At 65.3% G+C, this 16,689-nt stretch carries 16 protein-coding genes and 1 other RNA gene; 13 read left to right on the top strand and 4 right to left on the bottom strand.

The window, feature by feature from the left end; all coding sequences use genetic code 11:
- Nucleotides 1-28 precede the first annotated feature (28 nt).
- Together sspA and A9O65_RS07465 are read left to right on the top strand one after the other, a co-directional pair.
- Nucleotides 29-655: a stringent starvation protein SspA gene (gene sspA, locus A9O65_RS07470; RefSeq protein WP_064698826.1), complete on the top strand. Its 627-nt coding sequence runs from the start codon at nucleotides 29-31 to the stop codon at nucleotides 653-655.
- A gap of 43 nt (nucleotides 656-698) precedes the next feature.
- Nucleotides 699-1,175 (top strand): ClpXP protease specificity-enhancing factor, encoded by a 477-nt coding sequence (locus tag A9O65_RS07465; RefSeq protein WP_064701774.1) that lies wholly within the window; start codon nucleotides 699-701, stop codon nucleotides 1,173-1,175.
- 101 nt (nucleotides 1,176-1,276) lie between these two features.
- Here A9O65_RS07465 and A9O65_RS07460 read toward each other — a convergent pair whose 3' ends face one another.
- The 4 genes from A9O65_RS07460 to A9O65_RS07445 are packed head-to-tail and all read right to left on the bottom strand — an operon-like array spanning nucleotide 1,277 to nucleotide 4,572.
- Nucleotides 1,277-1,843, bottom strand: coding sequence for a BON domain-containing protein (locus tag A9O65_RS07460; RefSeq protein WP_064698824.1), 567 nt, complete (start codon nucleotides 1,841-1,843; stop codon nucleotides 1,277-1,279).
- 4 nt (nucleotides 1,844-1,847) lie between these two features.
- Nucleotides 1,848-2,441: a phosphoheptose isomerase gene (locus tag A9O65_RS07455; RefSeq protein ID WP_013331705.1), complete on the bottom strand. Its 594-nt coding sequence runs from the start codon at nucleotides 2,439-2,441 to the stop codon at nucleotides 1,848-1,850.
- A gap of 21 nt (nucleotides 2,442-2,462) precedes the next feature.
- Complete coding sequence (locus A9O65_RS07450; RefSeq protein WP_064698823.1) at nucleotides 2,463-2,828, bottom strand: YraN family protein; 366 nt, start codon at nucleotides 2,826-2,828, stop codon at nucleotides 2,463-2,465.
- Nucleotides 2,815-4,572, bottom strand: a complete 1,758-nt coding sequence (locus tag A9O65_RS07445) for a penicillin-binding protein activator (protein ID WP_064698822.1) — start codon at nucleotides 4,570-4,572, stop codon at nucleotides 2,815-2,817. Before A9O65_RS07445 ends, A9O65_RS07450 begins: the two co-directional genes overlap by 14 nt.
- Before the next feature lie 48 nt (nucleotides 4,573-4,620).
- On the opposite strand from A9O65_RS07445, the gene rsmI reads away from it, so the two are divergent.
- From rsmI to murG, 11 genes are all read left to right on the top strand, one after another.
- Nucleotides 4,621-5,478, top strand: a complete 858-nt coding sequence (rsmI, locus tag A9O65_RS07440) for a 16S rRNA (cytidine(1402)-2'-O)-methyltransferase (RefSeq protein ID WP_064698821.1) — start codon at nucleotides 4,621-4,623, stop codon at nucleotides 5,476-5,478.
- 33 nt (nucleotides 5,479-5,511) lie between these two features.
- Nucleotides 5,512-5,873: RNase P RNA component class A (gene rnpB / locus A9O65_RS07435), an RNA gene on the top strand.
- A 65-nt stretch (nucleotides 5,874-5,938) separates the two neighbouring features.
- Nucleotides 5,939-6,895, top strand: a complete 957-nt coding sequence (gene rsmH, locus A9O65_RS07430) for a 16S rRNA (cytosine(1402)-N(4))-methyltransferase RsmH (RefSeq protein WP_064698820.1) — start codon at nucleotides 5,939-5,941, stop codon at nucleotides 6,893-6,895.
- Between the two features lie 10 nt (nucleotides 6,896-6,905).
- The gene (gene ftsL / locus A9O65_RS07425) at nucleotides 6,906-7,244 is read left to right on the top strand and encodes a cell division protein FtsL (protein ID WP_064698819.1); all 339 of its coding nucleotides are present in this window, start codon (nucleotides 6,906-6,908) and stop codon (nucleotides 7,242-7,244) included.
- Nucleotides 7,241-8,962 (top strand): peptidoglycan D,D-transpeptidase FtsI family protein, encoded by a 1,722-nt coding sequence (locus A9O65_RS07420; RefSeq protein WP_064698818.1) that lies wholly within the window; start codon nucleotides 7,241-7,243, stop codon nucleotides 8,960-8,962. The genes ftsL and A9O65_RS07420 overlap by 4 nt, the downstream gene beginning before the upstream one ends.
- A gap of 30 nt (nucleotides 8,963-8,992) precedes the next feature.
- Entirely contained in the window at nucleotides 8,993-10,504 is a 1,512-nt protein-coding gene (locus tag A9O65_RS07415) for a UDP-N-acetylmuramoyl-L-alanyl-D-glutamate--2,6-diaminopimelate ligase (RefSeq protein ID WP_064701773.1), read from the top strand.
- The gene (locus tag A9O65_RS07410; protein ID WP_064698816.1) at nucleotides 10,501-11,868 is read left to right on the top strand and encodes a UDP-N-acetylmuramoyl-tripeptide--D-alanyl-D-alanine ligase; all 1,368 of its coding nucleotides are present in this window, start codon (nucleotides 10,501-10,503) and stop codon (nucleotides 11,866-11,868) included. The genes A9O65_RS07415 and A9O65_RS07410 overlap by 4 nt, the downstream gene beginning before the upstream one ends.
- An 8-nt stretch (nucleotides 11,869-11,876) precedes the next feature.
- Entirely contained in the window at nucleotides 11,877-12,959 is a 1,083-nt protein-coding gene (gene mraY, locus A9O65_RS07405; protein ID WP_064698815.1) for a phospho-N-acetylmuramoyl-pentapeptide-transferase, read from the top strand.
- A 47-nt stretch (nucleotides 12,960-13,006) separates the two neighbouring features.
- On the top strand, nucleotides 13,007-14,395 hold the full coding sequence (murD, locus tag A9O65_RS07400) for a UDP-N-acetylmuramoyl-L-alanine--D-glutamate ligase (RefSeq protein ID WP_064701772.1): 1,389 nt from the start codon (nucleotides 13,007-13,009) through the stop codon (nucleotides 14,393-14,395).
- Nucleotides 14,392-15,582, top strand: a complete 1,191-nt coding sequence (gene ftsW, locus A9O65_RS07395; RefSeq protein ID WP_064698813.1) for a putative lipid II flippase FtsW — start codon at nucleotides 14,392-14,394, stop codon at nucleotides 15,580-15,582. The genes murD and ftsW overlap by 4 nt, the downstream gene beginning before the upstream one ends.
- Nucleotides 15,579-16,664, top strand: a complete 1,086-nt coding sequence (gene murG, locus A9O65_RS07390; protein ID WP_064698812.1) for an undecaprenyldiphospho-muramoylpentapeptide beta-N-acetylglucosaminyltransferase — start codon at nucleotides 15,579-15,581, stop codon at nucleotides 16,662-16,664. The genes ftsW and murG overlap by 4 nt, the downstream gene beginning before the upstream one ends.
- Nucleotides 16,665-16,689 lie beyond the last annotated feature (25 nt).

Genomic DNA, 16,689 nt, shown 5'->3' with positions numbered 1-16,689 from the left:
CGGCACGAACTGATGCGAGGATTGTTTCATGGGTGTAGTGGCCAAGCGGTCATCGATGATCTTCTATTCCGGGGGCGATGATCATTACAGTCATCGCGTGCGTATTGTGCTCGCCGAGAAGGGTGTGGCTGTTGATATCGTCGAGGTAACCGAGGATAAGCATCCCGAGGAGCTCGCCGATCTCAATCCGTACAACAGTGTCCCCACGCTGCTCGACCGCGATCTGGTGCTCTACGAATCCAAGGTGATGATGGAGTATCTGGACGAACGCTTCCCGCATCCGCCCTTGTTGCCGGTCTATCCGGTGGCCCGTGCCCAGAGTCGATTGTGGATGCACCGCATCGAACGCGAGTGGTGCCCGCTGGTCGAACAGATTCGGAACGGGTCGAAGAAGGAGGCCGACAAGGCGCGCAAGGAGCTGCGCGAGAGTCTGGTCGGGATTTCGCCGATCTTCGAAGACATGCCGTTCTTCATGAGCGAGGAGTTCACCCTCGTCGATTGTTGCCTGGCACCGATCCTGTGGCGCCTGCCGTCGCTGGGCATCGAATTGCCCGAAAAACAGGTTCAGCCGCTTATGGGGTACATGGAGCGCGTCTTCGAACGCGAAGGCTTCAAGACTGCGCTGAGTGAAGCCGAGCGCGAAATGCGTCCCTGAATTTTCATTCCCGTTCGAAGTACCGACTCAGGAGGGCCGAACGATGCATTCAAGCCGTCCCTATATTGCCCGGGCCCTTTATCAGTGGTTGCTGGACAACGAATTGACGCCATATATCGTGGTCGATGCCGAGCAGGAGGGCGTCGAGGTGCCCAGGCAATTCGTCCAGAATGGCCAGATCGTGCTCAACATGGGGGTCACCGCGATTCGCGACCTGTCCATGGAGAACGAGGCGATCGCCTTTTCTGCTCGTTTCGGTGGCGAGCCGATGCAGCTCATGGTGCCCATGGAGGCGCTGATCGCCATCTATGCCCGCGAGAACGGCGTCGGCATGGTCTTCGGCCATGAGCCGGTGATGCCCGATACCGGCCATGACGAGACCGAGGCCGTGCAGGAAGGCGAAACGTCAGGGCCGACGCTGGCCAGTGTCGACGAGTCCGAAGAGCGCAAGACGACGGATTCGGAGCAGGAGGGCGAGGCGCCCAAGAAGGGGCGTCCCTCCCTGCGGGTTGTCAAGTAGGCTCGTCGTCCGGCGTCTCGATGCCGGGAGCGAGTGAAGAACGCGAACGGCAGGCCTACTGGCCTGCCGTTCGCGTATGCGTGGTGCCTGTCCGGGCAATCTCAGTCGAGGTAATCGAAGGCCTTGACGATGCGTTGCATGCCGCCGGTATTCGAGACGGCCGATACGATGCGGTCGGCCTCGGCACGGCTGACGATGCCCATTAGATAGACGGTGGCGTTCTCGGTGACGACGAGCAGCCGGCTGGCGTCGATGTTCTCGTTGGTCGCCAGGGACGTGCGGACCTTGGTGGTGATCCAGGTGTCGGCGAGTCGTTGGCTGGAGGGTAGATTGGCCGCGATGGTGAGCTCATTGTGCACCTTGCGTACATTGCGCACCTGTCCGGCCACTTGCTCCGCCATGTCCTTGAGTTCCTGGCTGGGGACCTGGCCGGTCAGCAGGACGACGCCGTTGAAGGCGTTGACATTGATCCGGGCGTCGTCGAGCCGCGCGTCGGTGGCGCCGAGGTTGCGGTAGATCTTGTCCTCGATGTTCGAGTCCTCGACCTTGGTGCCTTCGGTGCGTTGACCGTAATGCTCGTTGACGGGGCCGGAGGTCATGCTGGAGCAGCCTGACAGGACGAGCAGGAAGATGAGGGTCAGGGCAGTACACAGAGACTTGTAGGGCATGGGGTCACTCGCTTGCGCCAAAGAGTTGTTCATCGATCAGGTCGCACAGGCAGTGGATCACCAGCAGGTGAACCTCCTGGATGCGTGCGGTGGAAGTGGCCGGGACACGTATCTCGCAGTCATCCTGGCCCAGCAAGGAAGCCATGTTGCCGCCATCGCGACCGGTCAGCGCCACCACTGTCATTTCGCGATCGTGGGCGGCCTGGATGGCCTGGATGACATTGCCGGAGTTGCCGCTGGTGGAAATGGCCAGCAGTACATCGCCGGGCTGCCCCAGTGCGCGTACCTGCTTGGAGTAGACATCGTTGTAGCTGTAATCGTTGGCGATGGAAGTCAGGGTCGACGTGTCGGTGGTCAAGGCCAGGGCGGGCAGGCTGGGGCGCTCCCGTTCGAAGCGATTGAGCAGCTCCGACGAGAAGTGCTGGCTGTCGCCGGCGCTACCGCCGTTGCCGCAGGCCAGAATCTTCCCTTCGTTGACCAAGGCCTGAACCATCATCTGGCTGGCGACCTCGATGAAGGGCGGCAGCACCTCGCTGGCGTAGGTCTTGGTGTCGATGCTGGCGTTGAAGTGTCCGAGAATGCGGGTCTGGAAATCCATCTTGGCTTCCTGGTCCTTGGGTCAAAACGCTTCGAAGGCGCCTGCCACCCATTCGAACTCGAGTTCGGGGGGCGTGCCGGTCACGGCCAGCACATCGAAGCGGCAAGCACATGATAGCCGGTTGCGCTGGAGATAAAAACGCGCCGCCTTTATCAGTCTGCGACGCTTGGTAGTGGTGATGGTTTCCAGCGGATGGCCGTGACGGGTGTCGGCGCGATGTCGAACCTCCACGAATACCAGGGTATCGCCATCGCGCATGATCAGGTCGAGCTCGCCGCCCTTGGCATGCTGGTTGGTGGCCTCGAGGACGAGCCCCCGGGCCACCAGCCAGTCGGCGGCGAGGCGCTCGACATGAGCGCCCCGGGCGCGGGCGTCAGGGCAAGGCATTGTCGAGGCGTATCGGCGCGATCACCGGCTGGGGAACGCCGTCGCTGAAGCGTGCCCAGGGCAATTGGCGCTGGATGCGGCCATCATCGGCCACGTTCAGGGTACCGGTGGCGCCGAACAGTTCGCTGCCCGGAATGGCCTGGAATTGAGGCAGGCGTCGGGTCAGCTCGTAGGCATCCACGCCCATGGCCATCAGCCGGAACAGCGAGGGATCGGATTCCTCGCGGAGCTGGTGATAGCTGTCGAGGAAAGGCAGGGCATCCTCGCCGCCCACGGCGGCATCCGGAATCTGCCAGGGGATGTCGACGAAGCGAACGCCATCGAGGTCCTTGTCCAGGCGCGGCTGGGGACGCCCCTCGTAGAGATGGGAGGTGGCGTAGACCGGCAGCTCCGAGGCGGAATAATAGTCAAGGGTAGGCGGAACCTGGCGCGCGTATTCCGGAAGTGCCAGCAAAAAGAGCATGTCCGGCCGAGGGGAGCTGACGGCCCGGCGGGTACTCTCGGTGGCCGGACGCCCCGGGTTGTAGCGCTCGGTGCGGGTGATCTCGCCGCCATTGGCGAGCCAGGTGTCCCGGAAGGCCTCGCCGACCCGGCGTCCCCAATCGTTGTCGGGGACCATCACGGCGGCGCGGCGCAGGCCGTCCACCCGGCCGCGGCGGGCCACCTGGCGTGCTTCGTTCTCGGCGGAAAGCCCGTACTGGAAGAGGCCTTCGGCCTGGTTGTGCGCGGCGGTGCCGTAGTTGAGGGCCAGGGTGGGCAATGGGACCTGCTCGCGTTGCTCGAGGCGACTGACCAGGTCCTTGTCGAGCGGGCCGATCACGGCCTGGGCGCCACGGTTGCGCGCTTCACGGTAGAGCGCGTCGAGATCGCCCTCGGTGGAGTCGATGAAACTCAGTCGGGAACCGCTGGCTCCGTCGTTGACTTCGTTGAGGTGGTGGGCGCGCATGCCCTGCTTGATGGCATCGGCCACGCCGGCCAGCGGCCCGCCCTCGGGCAGGAAGACGGCGACATGACGAATCTCGCGACCGCGCAGATCCCGCAGCGCCAGAACCTTGGATGGCAGGCGGCGTGCGGCGGGATGCTCCGGATGCTGGTTGCGCCAGTCGTCGAGTCGCTGGAACAGGCGCTCGATGTCACCGCTATTGTCGCGAACCAGATCGGTCAGCGCCAGCCAGGCCCGGGTATCGGGCTCCTGGCTGCTGCGCAGCTTGCCGAGGGCGCCGGCGGGCAGGCGGGAGAGCTGGGCCCAGATCGGATCATTGAGCTCTTCACTGTCGTTGGCGGCCTGCAGACGCAGCAAAGCGGCGGCGGCAGGCAGCGGCTTGTCGAGTTCACCCAGGGCGCGGCCGAGCCGTTCCAGCAGCAGGTCGGCCTGCTCGCGGGGCGGCGTATCGTCCTTGAGCAGCTGGCCGGCCTGCACCACGGCGCGCGGGTCTCCCTGGGACTCGCCCAGCTCGGAAAGCAGCAAGGCCCAACGGCGTCGCTGCTCGACCGGCAGTTGCCGGTCATCGAGATTGCTGGCGATTTCCAGTGCCTGGGGGCCGCGCCCCTGGCGTGCTAGGATGTCCGCGGCCTCCAGTCGGGAGCGAGCGGCTTGTGCCGGTTCTTGCTGCTCGGCTGCCTGTAGCAGCTTGTCCGGGTCTTCTGCCGGTTGGCGTTGGGTCATGCTCGGCTGCATGCCGCAGCCGGCCAGGAGTAGCGCCAGAAGCGCGGCGGCCAGGGGGCCGCGAGACGAAATCTTCATCGATCCTTCCTTGTCCCATTGTTCCGGAAAGCATCCCAGGGGGCCGAAATGTCAGACGCGATTGCAGGTTCATTGTACGTGGTCGCCACGCCGATTGGGAATCTGGAGGACCTCAGCCCTCGTGCCGCCCGACTGTTGGGGGAGGTGGGACTGGTGGCCGCGGAAGATACCCGGCATACGTCACGTCTCTTGCGGCATCTGGGCATTGCGCCGGCCCTGGTGTCCTTGCACGAGCATAACGAGTCAGCCCGGGTCGAGTATATCGATGCACGCCTGGCCACCGGTGAGGACGTTGCCCTGGTCAGCGATGCCGGTACACCTCTGATCAGCGATCCGGGGTTCGTGTTAGTGCGGGAGTTGCGGGCCCGTGGGCGTCGCGTGGTGCCGGTGCCGGGAGCGTGCGCTTTGGTGGCGGCGCTCTCGGCGGCCGGCCTGGCCACCGATCGCTTCCTGTTCAACGGCTTCTTGCCGGCCAAGGGGGGCGCCCGTCGGGCCCGCCTGGAGGCATTGGTCGAGCATGAGGAAAGCCTGGTGTTCTATGAATCGCCGCACCGTATCGGTGCCACGCTTGCCGATCTCGCGACGGTCTTCGGCGAGCGTCGCCTGGTACTGGCCCGGGAATTGACCAAGACGTTCGAAACCTTCCTCGATGGCAGTGCCGCTACCTTGATGGCTCGATTGGAGGCGGATCCCGATCAGGCGCGCGGTGAATTCGTGGTGATGGTGGAAGGTGCCGCGCCACGCTCGGTCGGCGAGGTGGTCTCGGTCGAGGCCGATGCGCTGTTGACGTCGTTGTTGTCCGAAGGGGTCGGCGTCAAGCAGGCGGCCGGTGTGGCCGCGCGCTTGCTGGGTGGTGCCAGGAAAAGCTGGTATGCCCGGGCACAGCGGCTCAAGGACGGGGATTGAGGGGGTGTCGTGGCACTGGTATGCTTGCGCTCGGGAGTTGGCCAGACAGTCGCCGCCGGTCGCCGTTTCGGCGGTCGGGGGAGGAAAGTCCGGGCTCCACAGGGCAGAGTGCCAGGTAACGCCTGGGCGGCGCGAGCCGACGGAAAGTGCAGCAGAGAGTAGACCGCCTACGTCTCTTTCGAGAGACCGGTAAGGGTGAAAGGGTGCGGTAAGAGCGCACCGCGCGCCTGGCAACAGTGCGTGGCACGGTAAACCCCACTCGGAGCAAGACCAAATAGGAACCCGATGGCGTGGCCCGCGCTGGGTTCGGGTAGGTTGCTTGAGAACGGCGGTGACGACGTTCCTAGACGAATGACTGTCCCCGACAGAACCCGGCTTATCGGCCGACTCCCCCGAATTCCGCTATCGTTCATGATGAAGCCGTCGCGCACGGTCCCTCCCAAGTTGCCACGAGAGCCGCATGTCGTCACCCGCCTCCGAACAGCCCCCTCGCGGATTTCGCCATGCCAGCGTGTTGCTCGATGGCGCGGTCGAGACCCTGATTCACGACCCGTCGGGGTGCTACCTGGATGGCACCTTCGGGCGGGGCGGTCACTCCCGCGCCATCCTGGAGCGGCTTTCACCGCAGGGCCGCCTGCTCGCCATCGATCGGGATCCTCAGGCCATCGAGGAGGCCGCCGCCATCGAGGATTCGCGGTTTTCGATCGAGCGCGGCGATTTCGCCCGTCTCGGGACCTATGCCGAGGCGCATGGCCTGCATGGCAAGCTCGATGGCATCCTGCTCGATGTCGGCGTTTCCTCGCCGCAGCTCGATGACCCGAAACGAGGCTTCAGCTTCCTGCGTGATGGCCCGCTGGACATGCGCATGGACCCCGAGCACGGCGAGAGTGCCGCGGACTGGATTGCCCGCGCTGCCGAGGACGAGATCGCCCGGGTGTTCAAGACATACGGCGAGGAGCGTTTCGCGCGTCGCCTGGCGCGGGCCATCGTGGCGCGACGGGGCGAGCGTGCCTTCACTCGCACCGCGGATCTCGCTGAGGTGATCAAGGCCGCGCATCCTGCCTGGGAGAAAGGCAAGCATCCGGCGACCCGCGCCTTCCAGGCATTGCGCATCCAGGTCAATGGCGAGCTCGAACAGCTCGACCTGGCTCTGGAGGCGGCGCTTGAAGCCTTGGCGCCGGGCGGTCATCTGGTGGTGATCAGTTTCCATTCGTTGGAGGATCGCCGTGTCAAGCGCTTCATCCGCGACCACGTCCGCGGCGATACTCACTTGCCGCGCGGGATCCCGCTGCGCGATGACCAGATCCAGCGTCGTCTGGAGGCGCTCGGCAAGGCGCGACGTCCTGCCCGTGAAGAGGTCGAGGACAATCCCCGTGCCCGTAGCGCCGTGATGCGCGCGGCACGCAAACGCTATTGAAAGGAGTGACATGGCACAGGGACGCAATGCCTCCAAGACCACGACGCCGGGCTTCGGCTGGCCGGTGCCCCGCCCGCGCCCGACCTTCAAGCTGTTGCTCAACGGAGTGCTGGTGGGGTTATGCCTGGTGTCGGCATTGGCAGTGATCGCCACCAGCCACGAGATCCGCGAACGCTACGTGCGCCTGCAGCAACTCGAGAGCGAGCAGCAACAGCTGCAGACCGAGTGGGGGCAGTTGTTGCTCGAGGAGAGCGCCTGGTCCTCGCCGTCGCGAATCGAGCGGCTAGCCTCGGAGCGTCTGGAGATGCGCCTGCCGGATGTCGATGAAGTGGAGGTGATCCGTCCATGAGCCGAGACGCGTCGAACGGTGTCACGCCGCGCCGTCCTTCCCCCATGGCGCCGATGGGGCGGGCTCGCTATATCGTGATGATGACGCTGGTGCTCGTCGGGCTGGGGTTGCTGGTGGGGCGCATCGTCGATCTGCATGTGTTCGATCACTCCTTCCTGCAGGGCCAGGGCGATGCCCGGACCCTGCGCGTCGACGAAATTCCCGCGCACCGCGGCATGATCACCGACCGCCACGGTGACCCGCTGGCCATCTCGACGCCCGTCGTGACCCTGTGGGCCAATCCGCAGGACTTGCCCGACGACGGTATTCAACGCCTGAGGCTTGCCCAGGCCCTCGGCCAGGATCTCGATGCGCTCGATGCGCGCATCGAGCGCTATGCCGATCGAGAATTCATGTACCTGCGTCGCCGCATGACGCCGGGCGAGGCCCAGAAGGTGCTCGACCTCCATGTTCCCGGCGTGCACGCGCGACGGGAGTACAAGCGTTATTATCCGGCCGGCGAGGTGACGGCCCAGTTGCTCGGCGTGACCAATATCGACGATCACGGCCAGGAAGGCCTCGAACTGGCCTACCAGCCCTATCTTGCCGGGGTGCCGGGCAAGCGACGGGTGCTCAAGGATCGGCGTGGTCGCCTGGTGCGTGATCTGGAAGTGCTCAAAGAGGCCCAGCCAGGGGGCGATCTGACGTTGTCCATCGACCAGAGCCTGCAGTACATGGCTTATCGGGAACTCAAGGCGGCAGTCGACGAGAACGATGCCGACGGTGGCACCCTGGTGATGCTGGATGCCGACACCGGTGAAGTGCTGGCGATGGCCAACCAGCCGTCCTACAACCCGAACAATCGTGCCGGGCTCGATCCGGAGGGCTTGCGCAATCAGGCCATCGTCGATGTCTTCGAACCGGGATCGGTGATGAAGCCGCTGGCCATGTCGGCGTTGCTGGAAACCGGCAAGTTTCCGCCCGATACCGTCATCGATACCTCGCCGGGCTGGCTGGTGATCGATGGCTACACCATCCGGGACGTCTCCAACAACGGCAAGTTGAGCCTGGCAGGTATTCTGCGCAAGTCTTCCAATATCGGCATGTCAAAGTTGACCCTGCAGCTCGACGAGCCGGTGGTGCCCCAGCGTTATCGGGCGCTTGGCTTTGATCGTGCCCCGGGAACCGGCTTCCCCGGCGAGGCCACGGGCAGTGTGCCGTCACCTCAGGTCTGGTCCAGCAGCCAATGGGCGGCGCTTTCCTATGGCTATGGCTTGTCGGTGTCGGCGTTGCAACTGGCCAGTGCCTATACGGCCATCGCCAACAATGGTCGACGGTTGCCCCCGTCATTGTTGCGCCTGTCCAAGGTGCCCGAGGGCGAGCCGGTCATCGATCCCGCTGTTGCCGATCGCGTGCTCGGCATGATGGACGAGGTGGTGGCGCCCGGTACCGGGGCGCGTCGTGCGCTGGTCCCGGGCTACAGTGTGGCGGGCAAGACGGGCACGGTGCGCAAGACCGGCAGCGGGGGATATCAGCAGAGCGCCTATCGCTCCTTGTTCGTCGGCATCGCGCCGGTCTCCGACCCGCGTATCATCGCCGTGGTGATGATCGACCATCCGCGCGGGGATTCCTATTATGGTGGGGCCATCGCCGCGCCGGTCTTTTCCCGTGTAGCGGGTAGCGCCCTGCGCATGCTGGATGTTCCCCCTGACCGACCGAGCCAGGACGATGATGCTTGATTCTTCCATCCCGACCCACGAGAGGCTGGCATGCACGTGAATGCATCGCGACTGATGACCGCATTGGCTCGCCAGTGGCCGGAAGGTGCCGCCGCGCTCGAGGCGTTGCAGCTTGCCGGTAACGTCGCGCTTTGTCTGGATAGCCGGGAGCTGGCCGAGGGCGATGTGTTCGTGGCAGTGCCCGGGGTAAGCGTCGATGGTCGCGATTTCATCGACCAGGCTCTGGCGACGGGTGCCGCAGCGGTACTGGCACATGCCGAACCAGATGCGTCACCGTCCTCCGATGCCCGAGTGATCCAGCTGGAGGGGCTGGCAGGAGGGCTCGGCGAGCTGGGGCGGTCGCTGTTCGAGGTACCGGCATCACTGGAACTGATCGGGGTAACCGGTACCAACGGCAAGAGCTCGGTGACGCACTACATCGCTGAACTGAGTCGGCTTTTGGGGCGCGATGCGGGCATGGTAGGTACCCTGGGGCATGGGCGGCCCGGTGCGCTTCGCGAAGGTCGGTTGACCACGCCGGGGCCGCTGGCCCTGCAATCGGCGCTCGGTGAGCTGGCGTCCGACGGTGTCGAGCGTGTGGCCATGGAGGCTTCATCTCATGCCTTGGAGCAAGATCGCCTGTCGGGATGCCGAGTGGCGGCGGCTGTCTTTACCAACCTGAGCCGCGATCATCTCGACTACCACGGTGGCATGGCGGCCTATGCGGCGGCCAAGGCCCGCCTGTTCCAGCGTCCCGAGTTGCGGCTGGCGGTGGTCAATGGCGATGATCCCCTGACCCGCTTGATGCTGGCCGGCTTGCCCGAAGGCGTGCGCGTCCTGGCGGTTGGCGATGACAAGGCGGTCACGCTGCGGGTAGTGGGCATCGAGCCCCTGTCGCAAGGGCAGCGCGCCGTCATCGCCACGCCGGATGGCGAACGGGTGCTGGAAATCCCCCTCATGGGCGTTTTCAACCTCACCAATGTGCTGCTGGCCATCGCGACCCTGTACGGGCTGGGCGAGGATCTCGAGGCACTGTTCAGCGCTGCCGCCGATCTGTCACCGGTGCCGGGGCGGATGCAGGTGATCGAGGATACCCGAGGGCCGACGGTGGTGGTCGACTATGCCCATACGCCGGATGCACTGGAAAATGCCCTTCAGGGGTTGAGGGCGCACTTGCCGGAGCAAGGCCGCCTGTGGTGCCTGTTCGGCTGTGGCGGCGATCGGGACGCCGGCAAGCGGCCCTTGATGGCTGCCGCCGCCGAGCGGCATGCGGACGTGCCGGTGATTACCGACGACAACCCGCGAAGCGAGCCGGCGGCCGCTATCCGTGAGCAGATTCTTGCCGGCCTGAGCGAGCCGGCGCGCCGGTCGGCTCGTATCGAAGCCGGTCGCGCGGTGGCCATCCGTGCGACGATCGCCGAGGCTGATGTCGAGGATGTGATCCTGATTGCCGGCAAGGGCCATGAGACCTATCAGGAAATCGAGGGCGTGCGTCATCCCTTCTCCGATCTCGACGAGGCTCGGGCCGCCCTGGCCGCGCGACATGGGGAGGGTGGCCCGTGAGCGGCGTTGGTTTGGCTTCTCTCGGCGCGGTGGCTCGAGCCTTGGGTGAGCGGCCGCCGGAAAACGATGTCGAGCTGACGGCGATCACGACCGATACGCGCCGGCTGGGGCCGGGCGGCCTGTTCGTGGCACTCATCGGCGAGCGTTTCGATGCCCATGACTTCATTGCTCAGGCGCGCGAGGCCGGGGCGGCGGCGGCGCTGGTGGAGCGGCGTCAGGATGATCCACTGCCGCAACTTGAAGTTGCCGATACTCGGTTGGCGCTCGGGCTTCTGGGACGCGAGCGCCGTCGCGCCTGGGGCGGCCCGCTGGTGGCCGTGACCGGCAACAGCGGCAAGACCACCGTCAAGCAGATGCTGGCGACCATCCTGTCGCGATCCGGAGCGACCCTGGCCACCCGCGGCAATCTCAACAACGATTTCGGTGCGCCCATGACGCTGCTCGAGTTGGCTGACGAGCACCGCCAGGCCGTGGTGGAGCTGGGCGCCAACCATCTGGGGGAGATCGCCTGGACGGCTTCGCTGGCGATGCCCGACGTCGCGGTGATCACCAACGTGACCGGCGCCCATGTCGGCGAGTTCGGCGGCATGGGCCGCATTGCCCAGGCCAAGGGCGAGATACTGAGCGGATTGTCGGCGGACGGCGTGGCGGTGCTCAATCGTGATGACCGCTACTTCCGGTTCTGGGCAAGCCAGGCGGCACCACGCGAGGTGCTCGACTTCGGACTGGAGGGAGCGGGGCGTCTGCGTGCCGAGACACTGGTCTGCGATGAGTTCGGGCGCTATGCTTTCACGCTATCTTTCGATGGCCGCGAGCTGGGACGGATACAATTGTCGCTGATGGGGCGCCACAATGTGGCCAACGCCCTGGCAGCGGCGGCAGCGGCCCTGGCCCTGCGAGCCGACCCGGCGGAGGTGCTGGCCGGGCTGGAAGAGGTCGAACCGGTGGCCGGCCGGCTCGGTGTGTTCGCCGGACGCGATGGCGCACGCCTGCTGGATGACACCTACAATGCCAATCCTGGTGCCGTGAAGGCGGCGCTGGATACCCTGGTGACGCTGCCGGCGCCCCGTTGGTGTCTGCTGGGCGCCATGGGTGAGCTTGGCGAGATGTCCGCGCATTGGCACGCTGAAGTCGGACGCCACGCGCGGGCATTGGGCATCGATTTTCTCGGCACTCTCGGTGAGGCGGCGCGGCCGGCCAGCCGTGCCTTCGGTGAAGGAGGGTGCCATTTTGACGACAGAGAGGCGCTGACGCGCCATGTTCTCCACCATCTGCCGCCAGGGGCCAGCGTACTGGTCAAGGGATCGCGCAGTGCCGGAATGGAACACGTGGTGACCGCGCTGCGCTCGGATGCATCAAGGTAACGCATTACATGCTGCTTTTTCTGGCTGACTTTCTGGCGCAATTTCAGAGCGCCTTCAACGTATTCAACTATCTGACCCTGCGGATGATCCTGGGGACTCTGACGGCCCTGATCCTTTGCCTCTGGTTGGGGCCGGTGGTCATTCGCCGGCTGGTGGAGCGCCAGATCGGCCAGGCCGTGCGCGATGACGGCCCGCAGTCCCATCTATCCAAGGCCGGGACGCCAACCATGGGCGGGGCCATGATCCTCATGGCCATCGCCGTCAGCACCCTGCTGTGGGGCGATCTCACCAACCACTATGTCTGGGTCGTGCTGGCGGTGACCCTGGGCTTCGGGGCCATCGGCTGGGTCGACGACTACCGCAAGGTGGTGGAGAAGAACCCGCGTGGCCTGCCGGCCCGTTGGAAGTACTTCTGGCAGTCGGTGATCGGCCTGGCAGCCGCGTTCATCCTCTATGTCACCGCCGCCTCGCCGGTGGAAACGAGCCTGATCGTGCCGCTGTTCAAGGAGTTCGTGTTCCCGCTGGGCATCTTCTACATCCTGCTCAGCTATCTGGTGATCGTCGGCAGCTCCAATGCCGTGAACCTCACCGACGGCCTCGATGGGCTGGCGATCATGCCTACCGTGCTGGTGGCCATGGGGCTTGCGGTGTTCGCCTATGCCAGCGGCAACGCGGTGTTCGCCGAGTATCTCCAGATCCCGATGATCCCCGGGGCGGGCGAGCTGGCGGTGTTCTGCGCCACTATTGCCGGCGCTGGCCTGGGCTTTCTGTGGTTCAACACCTATCCGGCCCAGGTCTTCATGGGCGATGTGGGGGCCCTGGCGCTGGGCGCGGCACTCGGTGTCGTGGCGGTCATCGTGCGCCAGGAGATCGTGCTGTTCATCATGGGCGGTATCTTCGTCATGGAAACCGTGTCGGTGATCCTGCAGGTTGGGTCCTACAAGCTGACCGGCCGTCGCATCTTCCGCATGGCGCCGCTGCACCACCACTATGAGCTGAAGGGATGGCCGGAACCACGAGTCATCGTGCGTTTCTGGATCATCACGGTCGTGCTGGTGCTGCTGGGGCTGGCCACGCTGAAGATTCGTTGAGGTTCCCGCGCGGAACCGGAAGTCGTCGTCCATGCGAGGAGCCGTTCATGGTCAAGGTGCCCAAGGGAGTCACGCTGGTGGTCGGGCTCGGTATATCGGGGCGCGCCATCTGTCGTCACCTGGAGCGCCTGGGCCGGCCCTGCATGGTGGCCGATACCCGCGATGCACCGCCGGGGCTCGATGCCTTCAGGGAAGCGCATCCGAACATCGAGGTGCATTGCGGCTCGCTGGCCGATCTCGACATGCGCGAGGCTCGGGAGGTGGTGGTCAGCCCCGGGGTGGATCCGCATCTGCCCGAGCTGGAGGCGCTGAAAGGGCTGGCCGGTGAATCCGGTGACCCAATGGTGGTAGGGGAGATGGCCCTGTTCACGCGTGCCTGTCGTTCCCCCGTCGCGGCCATTACCGGTGCCAATGCAAAGTCCACGGTCACGACCTTGTTGAGCGAGATGGCGGCCGAGGCGGGCTGGCGAGTGGCGGTAGGTGGCAATCTGGGTACCGCCGCTCTGGATCTGCTGGCCGAGGTTCCCGATGCCGAGCTCTATGTGCTGGAGCTGTCGAGCTTCCAGCTCGAGACCACCCCCCGGCTCGGCGCTGCAACGGCAGCCTTTCTCAATCTCTCGGAGGATCATCTGGACCGCCATGGCGACATGGCTGGCTACCGCGCCGCCAAGCTCGGTATCTTTCGCGGTGCCGCGCATGGTGTGGTCAATGCCGAAGATCCGCAGACCTGGCCGGCGAACCCGCTGCCGGCACTCGATCGTTTTTCTACCCATGCGCCCGGCCCCGGGGAATGGGGAATCGCGCCTCACGATGACGGCAATGGATCGCGTACCTGGCTGATGCATGGCGACATGCCCCTGATGCCTGCCGATGCCTTGCGGCTGCAAGGGCTTCATCATCAGGCCAATGCCTTGGCGGCCCTGGCCATGGGGCATCGTCTCGGGCTGCCGATGGCCGACATGGTCAGGGTGCTGGAACGCTTCGGTGGGTTGCCGCATCGTTGCGAATGGATCGCTGATGTCGATGGCGTGCGCTGGATCAATGATTCCAAAGGTACCAATGTCGGAGCGACCCTGGCCGCCATCGCCGGCATCGGGCCGACTCTGGAAGGGCGCGTGATCCTGCTGGCAGGCGGTGTCGGCAAGGGGGCCGATTTCACGCCGCTGGCCGATCCTCTTCGTCGATACGGGCGAGCGGCGATCCTCTTCGGGCGCGATGCGGATCAGCTCGAGGCCGCGCTCGAGGAAGCTCTGCCCTTGCAGCGGGTCGAGGACCTGGCGGCTGCCATGGAGCGGGCCCGCGAGATCGCGGCGCCCGGCGATTGCGTGCTGCTCTCGCCGGCCTGCGCCAGTCTCGATCAATTTCCGGGTTACCAGGCACGTGGCGAGGCTTTCCGGCAGGCCGTCGAGCGACGCTTGAGCAAGGAGGCAACATGAGGCGTCTTTCCCGTTTGCGTGAAGAACTGTCGACCCGGGATCATATCTGCGATGGCTGGTTGCTGGTGGCCACCTTGTCGCTGTTGCTGATCGGCTGGGTCATGGTCACCTCCGCGTCCACGGAGGTCGCTACCAGCCTTACCGGCAACCCTTGGTATTTCAGCATCCGGCATGGCGTCTTTGTGCTCGTGTCCATGGGGATCGCGCTGGTGGTCCTGCGCATACCGCTTGCCTGGTGGAAGGCCAATGGCCCCTTGCTGCTGCTCGTCGGCCTGGCCATGCTGGCCCTGGTGCTGGTGGTGGGCCGCGAGGTCAATGGCAGCCGGCGTTGGCTATCGGTGCCCGGCATCCCCCTGAACCTGCAGGCCTCCGAAATCGCCAAACTCTGCTTGATCGTCTACCTGGCGGGGTATCTGGAGCGCTTTCTGCCCCAGGTACGTCGTCAGTGGGGGGCTTTCCTGCGGCCGCTGATGGTGATGGCGGTCATCGGGATTCTGCTGATCCTCGAGCCGGATTATGGCGCGGTGGTGGTCATGACAGGCTGCGTCATGGGCATGTTGCTGATGGCAGGGGCGCCCTGGGGGCGTTTCCTGCTGTTGATGCTGCTGGTGGCAGCGCTGGGTACCGTGTTGGCCATCGCCGAACCCTATCGCATGGCACGCCTGACCAGCTTCGTTGATCCTTGGGCCGACCAGTTTGCCAGTGGTTATCAGCTCACCCAGGCGTTGATCGCCTTCGGTCGAGGAGAATGGTTCGGTACCGGGCTCGGCAACAGTGTGCAGAAGCTCTTCTATCTTCCCGAGGCTCACACAGACTTCGTGTTCGCCGTGCTGGCCGAGGAGCTGGGCATGGTGGGGGCCATCGCCGTGATCGGCCTGTTCGCCTTGCTGGTGTGGCGTGCCATGGCGGTGGGGCGTCGTGCCGAACTGGCCAAGCGCCCCTTTGCCGCCTATCTCTGCTATGGCATTGCCCTGGTGATAGGCGCTCAGGCGTTCATCAACATTGCGGTGAGCACCGGCATGCTGCCGACCAAGGGATTGACGTTACCGCTGCTCAGCTATGGGGGATCCAGCCTGGTCATCAGTGCGGTGATGGTCGGCATGCTGCTGCGAACGGACATTGAAACGCGGCAGGCCAGACGTCGCGAGCAGCCCACCGCACCGAGGACGAGCGAGGCCCGATCATGAGTGACGACCAGACCCGCCGAGTGTTGATCATGGCCGGAGGCACCGGCGGGCATGTGATACCCGCCCTGTCGCTGGCTCGTGCACTCGGCGAGCGGGGCGTCGAGGTTCAGTGGCTGGGCAGCCCGAAGGGGATCGAGAACCGTCTGGTGCCGGAGGCCGGCATTCCCCTGCACCGCATTGCCGTGAGCGGCTTGCGGGGCAATGGCGTGACCGGGTGGTTGGCCGCGCCCTGGCGGCTGGCGAGGGCGATCTGCCAGGCCCGTCAGGTCATGCGGGATTTCGACCCGCAACTGGTGGTGGGCCTTGGTGGCTTTGCCAGTGGCCCGGGTGGGTTGGCCGCCTGGCTCGGCCGTCGCCCTCTGGTGATTCATGAGCAGAATGCGGTCGCCGGCTTGACCAACCGTGTGCTGTCGCGCCTGGCCAGACGGACCTTCGCGGCCTTTCCCCAAGCCTTTCCTGGGCGTGGCGAGGTGGTCGGCAATCCGGTCAGGAACGACATCGCGGCACTCGGCGAGCAGCCACGAGAGGCCGCCGCGATGCGCGAACGCCCTTTGCGCCTGCTGGTGGTGGGAGGGTCGCTGGGGGCCAAGGCGCTGAACGAGCGGCTTCCCGAGGCTCTGTCGCAGCTCTCGGCCGAGCGTCGCCCCGAGGTGTATCACCAGGCGGGCCGTGACAAGGATGAACCGACCCGAGCAGGCTATGCCGAGTATGCCATCGAGGCGCGGGTGTCGGACTTCATCGACGACATGGCACAGGCCTACGATTGGGCCGATCTGGTGGTGTGTCGTGCCGGCGCCCTGACGGTGGCGGAGCTGGCGGCGGCTGCCAAGCCGGCATTGTTCGTACCGTATCCGCATGCGGTGGATGATCATCAGACGGCCAATGCGTCGGCACTGGTGGAGGAGGGGGCTGCCTCGCTGATGCCCCAGGATGAAATGAGTGCGGCGGCGCTGGCCGAACGGCTGGCGACGCTGCTGGATCCCGATACATTGGCCGCCATGGCGTCACAGGCTCGGCGCTGCGCACGCCTCGATGCCATGGAACGCCTGGCGGCCGGCTGCATGGAGACAGGTTTTGAGTGATGACAGCCTAGGGCAGGTCCCCGGT

The sequence above is a fragment of the Halomonas caseinilytica genome, assembly GCF_001662305.1.
Classification (GTDB): Bacteria; Pseudomonadota; Gammaproteobacteria; order Pseudomonadales; family Halomonadaceae; genus Halomonas; species Halomonas caseinilytica.
The sequence above is the reverse complement of the archived record's forward strand: the minus strand, read 5'-3'. Positions and strand labels throughout refer to the sequence as shown.